Here is a 15,917-nt window from a genome sequence, read left to right as displayed (position 1 = left end):
ACCTTAGTGGTGCAACATCTCCTCCACCACCTGCTTTTTAAACATCTCATTCGGATAATAGGTCGGCCAGTTATCCATCTCTTTCAGCAGCGCCTCATGGGAGGTATTGCCCATAAAAAGATGGAAATGCGCCGAGGCACGCGGGCCGATAGTGTGGTCGCTGAACTGCACAAATTTTGGTGCTTTAGAGCTGGCGTCTTTACACTCAAACAGGTAACGCACGCCCTTCTTGCCTGACGCGTAGGTCAGGATCTTGAACCCGCTGTAGTCATAATGACAACTCGCCACCGTTTTGCCGGTGTGAAACTCCATCACGTTATTTTCAATGCCGATGGTGTCTACGTCCGTGGCGTATCCTTTGCGATAGTAGGCTTTCACCTCGCCAAAGGATTTGCTTCCCTCTTTTTCCGCTTTCTTTTTGAAAACCGGATCCAGTGAACCGTCAACCAGGAAAGGATAAACGGACTGCCAGGTACCGTCCCAGTCGGAGAGCGTGCGGTCTTTAACGTCTTTATCCTCGAATACCCCGTTCGCCGCTTGTTGTTCCGCTTCGGTCATCTGGTGACCGTGCGAGTGGGCAAACAGATGGCCGCTGACCAGCAGCGCCCCCAGAGTCATTGCAAATTTTCCAATATGTGCTGCCAAAACGCGATCCTCACTCCATGTTATGAGAATGCGAATGTTATAATATAACATTTCAAAAAACAATAACCCTCAGATCGCCACTAAGCCGCGAACGCCCTCCTGCTCCATGTTTTCTCCACGCCCGCGCTGAATGATGCTTCCGCGCGACATCAGCAGATAGTTATCCGCCAGTTCCGCGGCAAAATCATAGAACTGCTCCACCAGTAAAATCGCCATATCGCCCCGGCTGGCGAGCTGGCGGATCACCACGCCAATCTCTTTAATCACTGATGGCTGAATGCCTTCTGTTGGCTCATCGAGGATCAGCAGCTGCGGACGGCTTGCCAGCGCGCGGCCAATTGCCAGCTGCTGCTGTTGCCCGCCAGAGAGATCGCCCCCGCGACGGTGCTTCATCTCTTTGAGCACCGGAAACAGCTGCCAGATATCCTCCGGGACGCTTTTTGCCTCTCGTGCGGAAAAACGCGACATCCCCAGCAACAGGTTTTCCTCCACCGTCAGACGCGGAAAAATCTCACGCCCCTGCGGCACGTACGCCACACCAGACTGCACGCGATGGTGCGGCCTGGCGTGAGTGATGGTTTTGCCCTGCCAGACAATCTCCCCGCTGCGCGCCGGAATCAGCCCCATCAGGCATTTGAGTAAGGTTGTTTTTCCCACGCCGTTGCGCCCGAGCAAGCAGGTGACCTCCCCGCCGGGCGCATCAAAACTCACGCCGCGTAAAATGTGGCTGCCGCCGTAATATTGATTCAGTTCGTTAACCTGTAGCATGACGGCTCCTTTAGCGTCCCAGATAGACTTCAATCACCTGCTCGTTGGCCTGCATCTCGCGCAGCGAGCCTTCCGCCAGCACTCGCCCCTGATGCAGAACGGTGACGTGATCGGCGATGGTTTCAACAAAGCCCATGTCGTGCTCGACCACCATCAGGGAGTGTTTCCCGGCAAGCGTGCGAAACAGCTCTGCCGAATATTCGGTTTCTGCATCCGTCATCCCGGCGGCAGGCTCATCGAGCAGCAGCAAATGCGGCTCCTGTACCAGCAGCATGCCGATTTCCAGAAACTGCTTTTGCCCGTGAGAAAGCATCCCGGCGCGCCGGTCGCGCTCGGCGCTCAGGCGCAGCAGCGTTAACATCTCGTGGATACGGTCGCTCTGCTCTGACGTCAAACGCGCACGCAGACTGGCCCACACGGATTTATCGCCCTTCATCGCCAGCTCCAGGTTTTCCCACACCGTCAGGGCTTCGAACACGGTCGGTTTCTGGAATTTGCGCCCGATCCCCTGGCGTGCAATCGCCGCCGGATCGAGACCCGTTAAATCTATCGACTGATCGTAAATCGCCCGCCCGCTTTGTGGCCGCGTTTTGCCTGTAATCACGTCCATCAGCGTGGTTTTCCCCGCGCCGTTAGGCCCAATGACGCAACGCAATTCACCCACGCCAATGTTAAGCGACAGATCCGTCAGCGCCTGAAAACCATCGAAATTGACGTTAATCGACTCCAGCTGGAGCACCGGGTCGGTCTGATCGCGAAAGCGGTCGCCGGGCAACTGCCGGGTAAAGAGTCCTTCGGCTGGTTGCATTATTTCTCTCCCTTACGAAAAAGCCCGTAGACGCCGCGCGGTAAAAAGAGCGTGACGGCGATAAAAATTCCGCCGAGAAACAGCTGCCAGTATTCCGGCATCGCCACGGTGAAATAGCTTTTCGCACCGTTGACCAGCGCCGCGCCAATCACCGGGCCGACCAGCGTTCCTCGCCCACCAAGAGCCACCCAAATCGCGGCTTCAATGGAGTTAGTTGGCGACATTTCGCCGGGATTGATAATCCCCACCTGTGGGACGTACAGCGCCCCGGCAAGCCCACACAGCACCGCCGAAAGCGTCCAGACCAGCAGTTTAAAACCACGCGGATCGTAGCCGCAAAACGTCAGGCGGTTTTCCGCATCGCGCACCGCCGTCAGGATGCGGCCAAATTTGCTCTTCGCCAGCGCAAAACCGATGGCAAGCGAGGCCACCAGCAGGACAACGGTAGCCAGAAACAGGGCGATACGCGTGGTGGTTGCCGTCACCGAGAAACCCAGCAGCGTGGTAAACCCGGTAAAACCGTTGTTGCCACCAAAGCCGGTTTCATTGCGAAAGAACAGGAGCATGCCTGCGTAGGTCAGCGCCTGGGTCATGATCGAAAAATAGACCCCTTTGATTTTTGAGCGAAAGGCAAACCAGCCGAAGATCAGCGCCAGCAGGCCAGGGATCATCACCACCAGCAGCATCGCCCAGGCAAAATGCTGAGTGCCCCACCAGAACCACGGCAGTTCGCTCCAGGAGAGAAACGACATAAACGCCGGGAGGCTTTCGCCCGACGCCTGACGCATCAGGTACATCCCCATCGCATACCCGCCGAGAGCAAAGAAAATACCGTGCCCCAGAGACAGCATTCCGGCATAACCCCAGACCAGGTCGAGGGCGACGGCAACGATCGCATAGCAGAGGATCTTCCCGACAAGCGTCAGCATCCAGGTCGAGACCGCCAGCGGATGGCTGGCCGGCAGCAGCGCCAGAAACGGCAGGACCAGCAAAATGGCAAGTATCAGGCTGCCAAAAAGCGGGATAAAGCGTGGCGCTTTTCGCGCCAGGGTTAACGTCAGCGGCTGGCTCATCAGTCTGTCACCCTCCCTTTAAGTGCAAACAACCCCTGAGGACGCTTCTGAATAAACAGAATGATCGCCACCAGAATCAGGATTTTGCCGAGCACGGCACCCATTTGCGGTTCAAGAATTTTGTTGAAGATCCCGAGGCCAAATGCTGCCGCCACGCTGCCTGCCAGCTGGCCGACACCGCCCAGCACCACCACGAGGAACGAATCGATGATGTAACCCTGCCCGAGTTCCGGCCCGACGTTACCGAGCTGCGACAGCGCCACGCCTACCAATCCCGCGATCCCCGATCCCAGACCAAACGCCAGCATATCGACGCGCCCGGTCGGCACGCCGCAGCAGGCGGCCATACTGCGGTTTTGCGTCACCGCCCGCACGTTTAGCCCCAGGCGGGTTTTGTTGAGGATAAGCCAGGTGAAGAACAGGACCAGCAGCACAAATCCCAGCACCACCAGACGGTTCCACGGCAGGATCAGATTGGCAAACACCTGCACGCCCCCCGACAGCCACGCCGGGTTAGCCACTTCCAGGTTCTGCGCGCCGAAGGTCATGCGCACAATCTGGATAATCATCAGGCTGATGCCCCAGGTCGCGAGCAGCGTTTCCAGCGGTCGACCGTAGAGATGGCGAATAATCGTGCGCTCCAGCGCCATACCGATACCGGCAGTCACCAGGAAGGCCACCGGCAGCGCCACCACCGGGTAAAATGCCAGCCACTGGGGCATAAACTGCGCCATCATTTGCTGAACCATCCACGTGCAGTAGGCGCCCAGCATCAACATTTCGCCGTGCGCCATATTGATCACCCCCAGCAAGCCGTAGGTGATCGCAAGTCCCAGCGCCGCCAGCAGCAGTACGGACCCCAGCGACAGCCCCATAAAGGCCTGCCCCAGCAGATCGCTTATCAGCAGACGATGCTGGATTTTGCTCAGGCTGTTTTCCGCCGCCTCGCGCACGCGGGCGTCGGGTTCCGTTTGGGGCTGGGTATAAGGCAACAGACGGGTCTGGGTTTCCGGATCGGCTGAATGCCCCAGCAGCTCAACCGCCTGCAAACGCACCTCCGCCTGTGGGCTGACCAGCTGGAGATTTGCCAGCGCCACTTCCAGCGCCTGATGCACGCCGTCATCCTTCTCGACGAGCAGACGTTGCTGCAACATGTTCAGCATGTCCGGCGTGGCATCGCGCTGCAACTGAAGCGCGGCACGCGCCCTTTGCGTGACGTTGTCACTGGCGAGCAGGTGCGTGGACAGCGCCGTCGAGGCCAACACCCGCAGGCGGTTGGTCAGACGGACCGCTTTCGGCTCACCCTCCACCGTCGACGCCTCACCCAGCGCGACCATCTCGCCATTGACGCGGGCAAAAGCGTGCTTCTGCCCGTCAGCAAACAGGTTCTCTTTCTGCAGGGCCTGCAACAGCGGCAGGCGTTTGACATCCGGCGCGACGGCCCAGTGTTCCAGCAATGCGGTTTGCTGGCTGCGGCTTGCGGCGACAAAGTTGTCCGCATCCGACGCCTGCGCCATCCCTGGCAGCAGACCGGCAAGCCAGACTATTGCGACGAACATTCGCATTACGCTCATGGCTTTTCTCCGTGCGATTAGGCTTAGTTACTGGCGGTTTTCATCGGCTGGTCGGGCTTTTTATCATTGCCCTGAATGAACGGGCTCCACGGCTGAGCACGGACGGTTTTATCGGTCTGCCAGACCACGTTGAACTGGCCATCGCCTTCGATTTCGCCAATCATTACCGGCTTATGCAGATGGTGGTTGGTTTCATCCATGGTCAGCGTAAAGCCTGACGGCGCTTTGAAGGATTGTCCGGCCATGGCGGCACGCACTTTGTCCACGTCGGTGGTACCGGCTTTCTCTACCGCCTGCGCCCACATATGAATGCCCACGTAGGTGGCTTCCATCGGATCGTTAGTGACTACCGTATCGGCGTTCGGCAGTTTGTGCGCTTTGGCGTAGGCTTTATACGCGGCGACGAACGTCTGGTTGGTCGGGTTATCGACAGACTCGAAGTAGTTCCAGGCGGCGAGGTTACCCACCAGCGGTTTAGCGTCGATGCCGCGCAGCTCCTCTTCACCCACGGAGAACGCCACCACCGGCACATCCGTCGCTTTCACGCCCTGGTTTGCCAGCTCTTTATAGAATGGAACGTTGGAGTCGCCGTTGATGGTGGAGACCACCGCCGTTTTGCCGCCAGCGGAGAATTTCTTGATATTGGCGACGATAGTCTGGTAATCGCTGTGACCAAACGGGGTGTAGACCTCTTCAATGTCTTTATCCTGAACCCCTTTGGAATGCAGGAAAGCGCGCAGGATTTTATTGGTGGTGCGTGGGTAAACGTAGTCGGTCCCCAGCAGGAAGAAGCGTTTGGCACTCCCGCCATCCTCACCCATCAGATACTCGACAGCAGGAATGGCCTGCTGGTTGGGTGCCGCACCGGTATAAAACACGTTTGGCGACATCTCTTCGCCCTCATACTGCACCGGATAGAACAGCAGCCCGTTCAGCTCCTCGAAGACCGGTAATACCGATTTGCGCGATACAGAAGTCCAGCAGCCAAAGACCGCCGCGACTTTATCCTGGCTTAAAAGCTGACGCGCTTTTTCTGCAAACAGCGGCCAGTTCGAGGCCGGGTCTACCACCACCGGTTCGAGCTTTTTACCCAGCACGCCGCCTTTGGCGTTGATTTCATCAATGGTCATCAGCGCCACGTCTTTCAGCGGCGTCTCTGAGATCGCCATCGTGCCGGAGAGCGAGTGCATGATCCCGATTTTAATCGTATCGGCAGCCTGCACGCCGAAACTCATCCCCATTGCGACAACGGAAGCAGACAGTGCGAAAGCTTTGATTAAGGTACGACGGTGCATATTTTCACTCCTGAAAAACAAGCTGTGCGAAAACGTCCGGTACAACCTGGACGCAGAATCAAACGTGTCATTTTCAGGAGAGCAAAAAGGATGCCAGGATGGAAAATCACGGAATTTCAGGAGGGTAAAGGCAGTAAACGGCGGGAAACGACTCAGAATGGCACAGCGCTGCATTAATAAAGTGCAACGCTGTGCCCGAAGCATTACCAGACTTCGTCAGCGATCTGCGTCACCAGACGCACTTTGTCCCACTGCTGGGTTTCCGTCAGGGTGTTGCCCTCTTCCGTCGAGGCAAAACCGCACTGCGGGCTGAGGCAAATCTGCTCTTTTGCCACGTATTGCGCCGCCTCTTCCAGGCGCGCTTTTACCCCTTCCGGGTTTTCCAGTTCGCCATTTTTGGTGGTGATCAGGCCCAGCACCACCTGCTGCTTGCCGGGACGAACAAAGCGTAACGGCGCGAAATCACCGCTGCGGTCGTTGTCATATTCGAGGAAGAACGCGTCCACGTTGACCGAACCAAACAGCACTTCGGCCACCGGCTCATAACCGCCCTCGGAGATCCAGGTGGAGCGGAAATTGCCGCGACAGACATGCAGACCGATGGTCAAATCATCCGGTTTGCCTTCCAGCGCTTTGTTCAGCACGCGGGCATAGGTACGGGCCAGCTGATCCGCATCGTCCCCGCGCGCTTTGATCTGGCGGCGCTGATCGTCAGAACAGAGATAGGCCCAGACCGTGTCGTCCAGCTGCAGATACCGGCAGCCCGCTTCATAAAATGCATGGATCGCATCACGCCAGGTGGTCGCCAGATCGTCGAAATAGGCGTCCAGTTCCGGGTAAACCGTCGCGTCGATATCTTTACGCCCGCCACGGAAATGCAGCACGCTCGGGCTTGGGATGGTCATTTTCGGCTGGGCGTTGCCGCTGATGCTTTTCAGATAGCGGAAATCTTCCAGCATCGGATGGTCGCCAAAGCCCAGTTTGCCGGTAACGCGCACGCCGTGGGCCTTGGTCTGCACGCCGTTAAACTGGATACCTTGGTTCGAATCGTAGCGTTCCACGCCCTGTAAACCGTCGAAGAAATCAAAGTGCCACCAGGCGCGACGAAACTCACCGTCCGTCACCACGTGCAGGCCGCAGGCGCACTGCTGCTCCACCACCTGACGGATGGCGTCGTTTTCAACGGCACGCAGCTGACTGGCGTCAATCTCACCGCTGGCGAATTTCGCTCGCGCCTCTTTAATCGCATCGGGACGTAAAAAACTGCCTACCACATCGGCACGGTACGGGGCGTGTTGTCGTTGCATGATTCTCTCCTTTGCTGCCAGCATTTGATTGCCAACAGTGATAATTCAGTAATTGAACTTTTAGACTTCTGGATGGCTATATGTCCAAAAAGATGTCATAACCCCTGCGTTGCAGCAAACGAGAAAATTTCATGGCAGATGAATTTTTTTCATCTTCAGGTCAATCATCCGTGGCAAAGGCGAAGTTTTCATCTTCCCAGCCAGTGATGCCGCCGATCATGATTTTGACCGGCAAGCTGAGGCGGGAAAGCTTCAGCGCCGCCCGATCTGCGCCGTTGCAGTGCGGTCCGGCGCAGTACACCACAAACAGGGTATCCTGCGGCCACTGCGCCATGGTTTCGGCGTTCATCGCCGACCAGGGCAAATGGATCGCCCCCGGCAAATGACGGCGGGCAAATTGCTCCGGGCGGCCCACGACGTGCAGCAGTACAAAATCCTGCTGATGATGGGCTATGGCGTGGTGCACGTCGGCGCAGTCCGTTTCCACGCTCAGACGGCGCAGAAAATGGGCGACAGACTCTTGTGGGTCGGCGGCGGGAAACTCAGTGACATAACTCATGGTACTTTCTCCTGTATGGCGTTTGTGTTAACAGTACGTTATCCAAAAATTGAGTCAGTGAATGCCTGCGGTTATGCCAGAAAACAGCAAAATGATGACAAACTTACGACAGGTCCCGCGCCCGCGGGTGGTTGCCCTGGCGTACGACGGTCTGTGTACTTTCGAGTTTGGCGTGGCGGTCGAGATTTTCGGCCTGCCGCGCCCGGAAATGGGCGATGACTGGTATCGGTTTAGCGTGGCTTCCGTGGAGCAAGGCGAGCTGCGGGCAACGGGCGGGATCAGAATGGTGGCAGACGGTGATTTAACACTTCTGGAACAGGCCGACCTGATTATCGTCCCCGGCTGGCGCGGTGTGGAGGAAACCGTTCCGCCTGCACTGTGCGAGGCGCTTCGCCATGCCCACGCGCGCGGCTGCCATCTGCTCTCAATCTGTTCCGGCGTGTTCGTGCTGGCCGCAGCGGGCGTGCTTGACGGGCGAAAAGCCACCACGCACTGGCGCTATACAGAGACACTGAAAACGCGCTTTCCGGCAATTGAGGTGATTGAAGATGTGCTTTATCAGGACGAAGGGACAATTCTCACCTCGGCGGGCAGCGCCGCCGGAATCGATCTGTGCCTGCACGTCGTCCGGCGTGATTATGGCATGGACGCAGCGAACCGTGTGGCGCACCGTCTGGTGATTCAGCCGCATCGCGATGGCGCACAAACGCAGCAGGTGAGCCGTCCGGTCGCGGTATTGCGAGAGAGCCAGCGATTCGGGCAACTGTTTGATTTTCTGCATCAGCAGCTGACGGTGAACCACAGCGTGAGTTCCCTGGCGCGTCGTGTGGGAATGAGTGAGCGAACCTTTCTGCGCCGTTTTGCGAATGCCACGGGAACCACGCCCGCGCGCTGGCTACTGAACGAACGGCTGCTGCGGGCAAAGGAGTTTCTGGAAAATAGCCGCTTAAGTATCGACAGCATCGCAGAACAAACCGGGTTCGGCCATTCCGCTACCCTGCGCCACCATTTTCGCCAGCAGTATGATCTTTCGCCTGCGCAATACCGAAAACAGTATTTAGCCCGCCAGTGTCATGCCGATATTCGCTGAATTTAACGCAAAAAAAACCGCCATAATCTGGCGGTAAATGCTTGCATGGATAGATTTGTATTTTGGTATCTACGTCCGGTATTCCATAACCGGTAGCGGATCGCATAATAAACTACCATTCATTTCATAAACGAATATTAAACAAACGCCATCCGGCATTATCACGACTGGACATTATTCGCTGCTGTACTAATTTGCAGATATTTCATCAGCCCCTGACTGGCGCTTTGAATGGCGTTATCGTTAACCGCTTCAAGGTAAAATGCGCGTGATACGGCATAGGGCGCCTCTTCAGCAGGATAGACGTCATATTCGAAGTTTTTGCTTTTCGCTACGTTGTGGCACTCAAGATGCCACTGCTGGCCCTTCACCTGCGTGCTGTTGCAGGAAACGCGGCCATAGTCACTGGTGAGATAAGAGCTGACTCGGGTTTCAGCGGCTTGCAGATAATCGGGTTTATCGTGGAAGTGTGCGTAACCCATATAGGCAGCGCCAACAATTGCGACAGCAATACCGATGGCGGAAAGAGAGGATGCTTTTGTCATTTGATCGACCTGGTCCATAGTCAAAAGCTTATTATATCGGAATCCTCCCAATCTTCTAGCGCCTATTATTTGCAGGTTCTTCAACACGCTGAAATTCCCTTAAAAATGCTGGGTCCATTATTGGACTTGATTCAAATTTGGCGCTAAAAAACTGACAAATTCTTTTCGTTAGTTTGAATAACCGAATAATAACACGACGCAACTATTGGCATAGTAGCCGCAAATATTACGCGGTGGTGATGAAATGGTTAAAACGTGTTTATCAATCGTACTGCTGACCTGCGCGTTGTTTTCGGGTCAGTTAATGGCGGGGCATAAAGGGCATGAATACCTGTTGGTACAGAATGCCGACCATCAGTTGCGTCATAGCGCGGACAGCGACGAACTGCGGTATGTGGCGGAGGAGTCCGCGGAGGGTTTGCGCGAGCACCATCACTGGCTAAAATCGCGCAAACCGGAGACCCATTTTCGCTGATTAAACCCCTTTACGCTTCGGCAGGGTTTTCATCAGATCTTCCGGGCTGACAGATGCCACCACGCTACCCGGCTGTGGCATCTTGAAGATGTGATTTTTCATCTTACCAATGACGTGCATTTCACACGGACGGCAGTCAAATTTCAGCGTTAACACTTCGTCACCGTTCACCAGTTGCATCGGCGTTGCTTTCCAGCTTTTGATGCTGCCTTTAGCCTGTTTCGGACAAAGGTTAAAGGCGAAGCGCAGGCAGTGTTTAGTGATCATCACCGGCACATCGCCCTTCTCTTCGTGCGCTTCATAGGCCGCGTCGATCAGCTGCACGCCATAGCGATGGTAGAACGCCCGCGCTTTGTGGTTGTAGACGTTAGCAAGGAACGACAGATGGGTGTCCGGATAGACCGGCGCAGACACAGAAACCGCTTTACGGCTGCCGCGCGGATAGTTTGCCAGACGCGCGTCATCCAGCATCTCTGCCGTTTCGCGACGGAACGCGTTCAACAGGCTGTTCGGGACAAACAGCGCGGAGGGCAGGTTCACCTGAATATCCCGCGCGTAGTAGATTGTCTGCCCGAGCTTCGCCACGCCCTCTTTAAGGCTGTTCAGCGCTTTTTCGGCGTTATTCGCCTCTTCAAACTGACCGTCCAGTGTATGGGTCACGCTCACGCCATCTTCGCTGGTCATGGTCAGGATCAGCTGCTCTTCCCAGCCGCCCAGTTCGATATCCACGGCGATGCGACGTTCGCTGGAGGTTTTCAGCAGCGCCTGCTGCCAGTTGTGGTCCAGGTTGCGATTGAGCGCCGCATTCGGACGCGCTTTGTAGAGATCGGCAGGCATTTCATTTGGCCAGACGCGATACTGATTTTCGCCGGTTTTCTCCACCGTATTAGCGCGGAAACCAACAATTTCACGTTTGATCATCACATTCAGACCGTCGCCGTTGGCGAGCGTCTCGGTCACTTTCACGTCGAGATGGTCTTTCGCGACTTTTAGCACTTCTCCCACCGGCAGACCGATAAATTTCGGTGAATCGAACGCGCCGATATCGCCTTTTCGCGCATTCACGAAGTAGTCCGTGCTGCCACGGTGGAAGGTTTTATCCGTCGACGGAATAAAGAAATGCTCGGTACGCCCGGCAGACGCACGCGCCAGATCGCCGCGATCGTCAATGATGGCATCCAGCATCTGGCGGTAGTGCGCGGTGATGTTTTTCACGTAGCTCATGTCTTTGTAGCGCCCTTCAATTTTGAAGGAGCGCACGCCTGCGTCGATCAGCGCCGCCAGGTTGGCGGTCTGGTCGTTGTCTTTCATCGACAGGAGGTGTTTTTCGAATGCCACTACGCGCCCCTGATCGTCTTTCAGGGTGTAAGGCAGACGGCACGCCTGAGAGCAGTCGCCGCGGTTCGCGCTGCGCCCGGTCTGCGCATGGGAAATGTTGCACTGGCCGGAATAGGCCACGCACAGCGCGCCGTGGATAAAGAATTCAATGGTGGCGTCGGTGGCCTGGTGGATATCGCGGATCTGGTTCAGATTCAGCTCGCGCGCCAGCACGATCTGGGTAAAACCGACGTCAGAGAGAAACTTCGCTTTTTCAACCGTGCGGATATCGCATTGGGTACTGGCATGCAGCTCAATCGGGGGGATGTCCAGCTCAAGCACGCCCATGTCCTGCACGATCAGGGCATCAACGCCGGTCTGGTACAGATCGGTAATCAGACGCTGGGCAGGCTCAAGTTCATCATCATGAAGAATGGTGTTCAGGGTCACGAACACTTTGGCACCGAAACGGTGGGCAAACGGCACCAGCTCGGCGATATCGCGCAGACTGTTGCTGGCATTATGGCGAGCGCCAAAGCCCGGGCCGCCGATATAGACCGCGTCCGCACCGTGCAGGATCGCTTCACGCGCGATGGAGGCGTCACGGGCCGGGCTTAAGAGTTCAAGATGATGGGATTGCAGGCGCATACTTCGTCGTTATCCGTTATGGTCAAAATGGCGGCTATTGTAGTCAGAAGTCTACGACAGCGAAACCGTTTTGCGTACCTTTAACGGGGATAATGTATCAACGAATGAAAGTGCACGGTCTGCCCGCTGCTGTTGCGGTAGGCATGGGGTTTATCGCCCGCAAAACGCACGCCGGAATCAGGCAAAATCGTGCACCAGACGCCGTCGAGACACATCTCCAGTTCCCCACTGATCACCACTACATGTTCAATCACACCCGCTTCGTGCGGCGTCGATTCACTGATTGCGCCCGGCGCCAGGGTAATCGAAAAGTGGTCAAACTTTAGTGTCTCGTCCCACGGGAAAAGCGGCTTGACCACCATCGCCTGCTGCTGCGGGTCAAAGACGGGCTGCGGGTGCGTTTCCGGTGTAATAAAGGCGGAGAAAGGGACGTTCAGGCCGGTGGCGATTTTCCACAGGGTCGAGACCGTCGGGCTGGACTCGTTACGCTCGATTTGCCCGAGCATCGCTTTCGACACGCCTGTCTCGTCCGCCAGCTTCGACAGACTCCAGCCACGCGCCTGACGCTCGTTTTTCAGCGTTGACGCCAGATGTTGAGTGATATTCATAGATCCTCCCGTTGCCGGGAGTGTACCACTTGTACGCTATAGCGCACAGTGCTACATTCCCACGGACGCTATAACGCACAACGGAGTCTTTATGCGCCCTTCCTCCTCACTTTTTCCGGCAGTGCTGGCCGGATTCGTCGCCGTGCTGGTGGGCTACGCCAGCTCTGCCGCCATCATCTGGCAGGCTGCGGCCGCAGCGGGCGCCACGCCGCAACAGATTGCAGGCTGGATGACCGCGCTCGGCATCGGGATGGGGGTAAGCACGCTCGCCCTCTCCCTGTGGTACAAATCGCCGGTGCTTACCGCCTGGTCCACGCCTGGCGCGGCGCTGCTGGCGATCAGTCTGCAGGGCGTCACCCTTGCCGAAACCATCGGCATTTTTATCTTCGCTAACGCGCTGATCCTGCTTTGCGGCGTGACGGGTCTGTTCGCCCGGCTGATGAAAATTATCCCACATACTCTCGCGGCGGCGATGCTCGCAGGTGTGCTGCTGCGCTTTGGCCTGCAGGCGTTCAGTCATCTTGAGGGCCATTTTCTGCTGTGTGGAAGCATGCTGCTGGCGTGGCTTGTCGCAAAAGCCTTCGCGCCGCGCTATGCCATTGTCGCTACACTGCTGGTCGGAAGTGTGGCAGCCTGGGCGAGAGGTGACGTTGTCACGGATAGTCTTGCTTTTCGCGTGGTGCTTCCGGAATTTATCGCGCCGAAGTTTACCTTCACCACGCTCGTCAGCATCGGCCTGCCTTTCTTTCTCGTGACCATGGCGTCGCAAAACGCGCCAGGTTTCGCCACCATGAAAGCCTCCGGATATCCGGTCGCGGTTTCGCCGCTGATCATCTTTACCGGCGCACTGGCCCTGCTGTTCTCGCCGTTTGGCGTCTTTTCCATCTGCATCGCGGCAATCACCGCCGCCATTTGTCAAAGCCCGGACGCGCACCCGGACGCCAGCAAGCGCTGGCTGGCCGCGGCGGCTGCAGGCGTGTTTTATCTGCTGGCAGGCATTTTCGGCGGATCGATTACCGCGCTGATGGCGGCGCTGCCGCTCAGCTGGATCCAGACGCTGGCCGGGCTGGCGTTGCTGGGCACCATCAGTGGCAGTCTGTATCAGGCGTTACAGCATGAGGCGGAGCGCGATGCGGCCATCGTCACTTTTCTGGTGACTGCCAGCGGTGTAACACTGCTCGGGATTGGGTCGGCGTTCTGGGGGCTTATCGCGGGTGGGATCTGTTTTGTCGTGTTATCACGCTGTCGCCGCGCGTAGCTGCGAGGGGGTTAATCCGAGGGTCGCTTTAAAGCGATTGCTGAAATGGCTGGCCGAGCTAAACCCGCAGGCCAGCGCGATGTCGGTCAAAGGTTGCTGAGTGAACTGCACCAGATTCTTCGCCTTTTCCATACGCTGCTGCATGACGTACTGATGCGGCGCCATATTCATCGACTGGCGGAACATACGGGCAAAGTGGTATTCGCTCAACGCCGCTACCGCAGCCAGTTCAGCCAGCGTTAACGCCTGGGAAAGATGGTTATTCACATACTCCAGTACGTTGCGCAGCACGTAGGGCGACAGGCCGCCCGTCACGACGGGCAGCTTCCACTGCACGCTGGAATAGTTCTGGATCAGGTGGGTCAGCAGCAAGGTGCTGGCGGTGCTGAGCGTCAGCTGGTTGGCCTGCTGCTGCCAGTCGCAGCCGAGCAAAAACTGGCGATAAAGCATCGCGATTTTAGGGTCGCTGGCGAAGGTTTTTTCATCCAGCGCGATCGCCGCCGGGCTTTTATCCCAGATCTTCTCACCCAGTTCGCGCAGGTGCTCGTCAGTGCAGTAGAGGTGCACAAAGGATAAATCGTCGCGGATGTCCCAGCTCGACTCGCTCTCTTTTGGCATCAGGCAAAAACGGTCCGGCCCGCCGCCGTTTTTCCAGCCGCTGGCCGTTTTGTGGTAACTCTCGTAGCCGTCCGCCACATACAGGCTCAGGGTATGGTGGTTACTTTTTACCGTCACCGTATCGTGCTTGTTGTACCACGCCGCCAGCTGGATGCCCGAATTGAGGGCGACCGTCTCCCGCAGCACGGCGTTCTGTTGGCGAAGGGTTTCAAAGGTGTCGTAAGCGTGAGACATAACCGTAACTGGCAAGTAAACAGATCGACAGTCTAAGAAGTGTTGCCCCGCGATACCAGTCATGGGGAAACAAAAAAGCGCAAGAATTTGCAAGTGAGCCGCAAGTGGCTGAAAGCGCGCCGGTTCAGTTCCGGTCACACTTCACTTTTACCCTTTGATAAGAGAGAACGATGAACGCACTTCTGTATGGGCTGGTGGTGGTGATCTGGGGGACGACCTGGATTGCGATTTTCCTGCAACAAGGACCGGTTGCCGCGCCGGTGTCCATTTTCTGGCGCTTTGCCGTGGCGAGCGCCGCGATGATGCTGGTCCTGCTGGCGCTGGGGCGTCTGCGTAAACTGGCGGTGCGCGATCATCTGTTCTGTATGGTTCAGGGCTGCTGCGTGTTTTGCTTCAACTTCTGGTGCTTTTACACGGCGGCGAAGTTTATCAATACCGGGCTGGAGTCAGTCATTTTCTCGATGGCGGTGCTGTATAACGCCATTAACAGCTTTATTTTCTTCGGCCAGCGTCCACCGGCGCGCTTCTGGGCCGCCGCGATCCTGGGGCTGCTCGGCATCATCACCCTCTTCTGGGACGATTTGCTGGCCAGCGGCTGGAGTCACGAACTGCTGCTGGGTATCGGCCTGTCAGCGCTTGGGACTTACGGTTTCTCGCTGGGCAATATGATCAGCCTTCGCCATCAGCGTAACGGCCTGGAAACCATGACCACCAACGCCTGGGCGATGACCTACGGTACGCTGGTGATGGGTGCGATTGCGCTGGTTCGCGGCGACAGTTTTGTCCCCGAGTGGACCATGAGCTACATCGGTGCGCTGCTGTATCTGGCGATCTTTGGATCTGTGATTGCCTTTGGCGCGTACTTCACCCTCGTCGGTCGCATCGGTGCAGGCAAAGCGGCCTACAGCACCCTGCTGTTCCCGCTGGTCGCGCTGTCGATTTCTACGGTGTATGAGGGCTACGTCTGGCACATGAACGCGGTGGCGGGATTATTGCTGATACTGACGGGGAACCTGGTGATGTTCACCCGACCGGAAACCTGGTTCAGGCGTCTGCGGATGGCATAAAAAAACCGGCGGTGTGAGGCCGCCGGTT

Annotated in this window: 16 protein-coding genes; 4 read left to right on the top strand and 12 right to left on the bottom strand. The window is 56.9% G+C overall.

All coding sequences use genetic code 11. The features are described 5' to 3' along the window. Positions 1–3: 3 nt before the first annotated feature. The 8 genes from zinT to C0560_RS10430 all read right to left on the bottom strand — a co-directional run bounded on the left by zinT (position 4) and on the right by C0560_RS10430 (position 8,029). Positions 4–645, bottom strand: a complete 642-nt coding sequence (gene zinT / locus C0560_RS10465; RefSeq protein WP_248860237.1) for a metal-binding protein ZinT — start codon at positions 643–645, stop codon at positions 4–6. Between the two features lie 69 nt (positions 646–714). Beyond that, the gene (gene urtE / locus C0560_RS10460; protein ID WP_100780189.1) at positions 715–1,413 is read right to left on the bottom strand and encodes an urea ABC transporter ATP-binding subunit UrtE; all 699 of its coding nucleotides are present in this window, start codon (positions 1,411–1,413) and stop codon (positions 715–717) included. A 10-nt stretch (positions 1,414–1,423) separates the two neighbouring features. Then, positions 1,424–2,221 (bottom strand): urea ABC transporter ATP-binding protein UrtD, encoded by a 798-nt coding sequence (urtD, locus tag C0560_RS10455; RefSeq protein ID WP_248860235.1) that lies wholly within the window; start codon positions 2,219–2,221, stop codon positions 1,424–1,426. Then, a complete protein-coding gene (gene urtC, locus C0560_RS10450; protein ID WP_102103704.1) occupies positions 2,221–3,294 on the bottom strand; it encodes an urea ABC transporter permease subunit UrtC in 1,074 nt (357 codons plus the stop codon). Before urtC ends, urtD begins: the two co-directional genes overlap by 1 nt. Then, a complete protein-coding gene (urtB, locus tag C0560_RS10445) occupies positions 3,294–4,868 on the bottom strand; it encodes an urea ABC transporter permease subunit UrtB (protein ID WP_248860234.1) in 1,575 nt (524 codons plus the stop codon). The genes urtC and urtB overlap by 1 nt, the downstream gene beginning before the upstream one ends. A 23-nt stretch (positions 4,869–4,891) precedes the next feature. After that, a complete protein-coding gene (urtA, locus tag C0560_RS10440; protein WP_100780193.1) occupies positions 4,892–6,163 on the bottom strand; it encodes an urea ABC transporter substrate-binding protein in 1,272 nt (423 codons plus the stop codon). Positions 6,164–6,366: 203 nt separating this feature from the next. Beyond that, the gene (locus C0560_RS10435; RefSeq protein WP_181827857.1) at positions 6,367–7,470 is read right to left on the bottom strand and encodes a cobalamin-independent methionine synthase II family protein; all 1,104 of its coding nucleotides are present in this window, start codon (positions 7,468–7,470) and stop codon (positions 6,367–6,369) included. Positions 7,471–7,630: 160 nt separating this feature from the next. Further along, a complete protein-coding gene (locus tag C0560_RS10430; RefSeq protein ID WP_181827856.1) occupies positions 7,631–8,029 on the bottom strand; it encodes a rhodanese-like domain-containing protein in 399 nt (132 codons plus the stop codon). A 73-nt stretch (positions 8,030–8,102) separates the two neighbouring features. On the opposite strand from C0560_RS10430, the gene ftrA reads away from it, so the two are divergent. Then, the gene (gene ftrA, locus C0560_RS10425; protein ID WP_231275698.1) at positions 8,103–9,119 is read left to right on the top strand and encodes a transcriptional regulator FtrA; all 1,017 of its coding nucleotides are present in this window, start codon (positions 8,103–8,105) and stop codon (positions 9,117–9,119) included. Between the two features lie 161 nt (positions 9,120–9,280). On the opposite strand, the gene C0560_RS10420 is transcribed toward ftrA, so the two are convergent. Next, positions 9,281–9,664 (bottom strand): hypothetical protein, encoded by a 384-nt coding sequence (locus C0560_RS10420; protein ID WP_123428175.1) that lies wholly within the window; start codon positions 9,662–9,664, stop codon positions 9,281–9,283. Positions 9,665–9,908: 244 nt separating this feature from the next. On the opposite strand from C0560_RS10420, the gene C0560_RS10415 reads away from it, so the two are divergent. Then, on the top strand, positions 9,909–10,139 hold the full coding sequence (locus C0560_RS10415) for a DUF2554 family protein (protein WP_123427967.1): 231 nt from the start codon (positions 9,909–9,911) through the stop codon (positions 10,137–10,139). Here the strand turns inward: C0560_RS10415 and C0560_RS10410 are convergent, their stop codons facing one another. Together C0560_RS10410 and C0560_RS10405 are read right to left on the bottom strand one after the other, a co-directional pair. Further along, entirely contained in the window at positions 10,140–12,104 is a 1,965-nt protein-coding gene (locus tag C0560_RS10410; protein ID WP_248860232.1) for a U32 family peptidase, read from the bottom strand. Between the two features lie 80 nt (positions 12,105–12,184). Next, entirely contained in the window at positions 12,185–12,712 is a 528-nt protein-coding gene (locus C0560_RS10405) for a helix-turn-helix domain-containing protein (RefSeq protein ID WP_248860230.1), read from the bottom strand. Between the two features lie 70 nt (positions 12,713–12,782). On the opposite strand from C0560_RS10405, the gene C0560_RS10400 reads away from it, so the two are divergent. After that, the gene (locus C0560_RS10400; protein WP_256469560.1) at positions 12,783–13,970 is read left to right on the top strand and encodes a benzoate/H(+) symporter BenE family transporter; all 1,188 of its coding nucleotides are present in this window, start codon (positions 12,783–12,785) and stop codon (positions 13,968–13,970) included. Here the strand turns inward: C0560_RS10400 and C0560_RS10395 are convergent. Further along, positions 13,950–14,822, bottom strand: coding sequence for a helix-turn-helix transcriptional regulator (locus C0560_RS10395; protein ID WP_123427976.1), 873 nt, complete (start codon positions 14,820–14,822; stop codon positions 13,950–13,952). The genes C0560_RS10400 and C0560_RS10395 overlap by 21 nt on opposite strands. 170 nt (positions 14,823–14,992) lie before the next feature. Here C0560_RS10395 and C0560_RS10390 point away from each other — a divergent pair, with 170 nt between their 5' ends. After that, positions 14,993–15,889: a DMT family transporter gene (locus tag C0560_RS10390; protein ID WP_107703592.1), complete on the top strand. Its 897-nt coding sequence runs from the start codon at positions 14,993–14,995 to the stop codon at positions 15,887–15,889. The last annotated feature ends 28 nt before the right edge of the window (positions 15,890–15,917 follow it).

The sequence above is a fragment of the Lelliottia sp. AC1 genome, assembly GCF_023278595.1.
In the GTDB taxonomy this organism is placed as follows: domain Bacteria; phylum Pseudomonadota; class Gammaproteobacteria; order Enterobacterales; family Enterobacteriaceae; genus Enterobacter; species Enterobacter nimipressuralis.
This window is presented reverse-complemented; position numbering and strand designations above follow the sequence as displayed.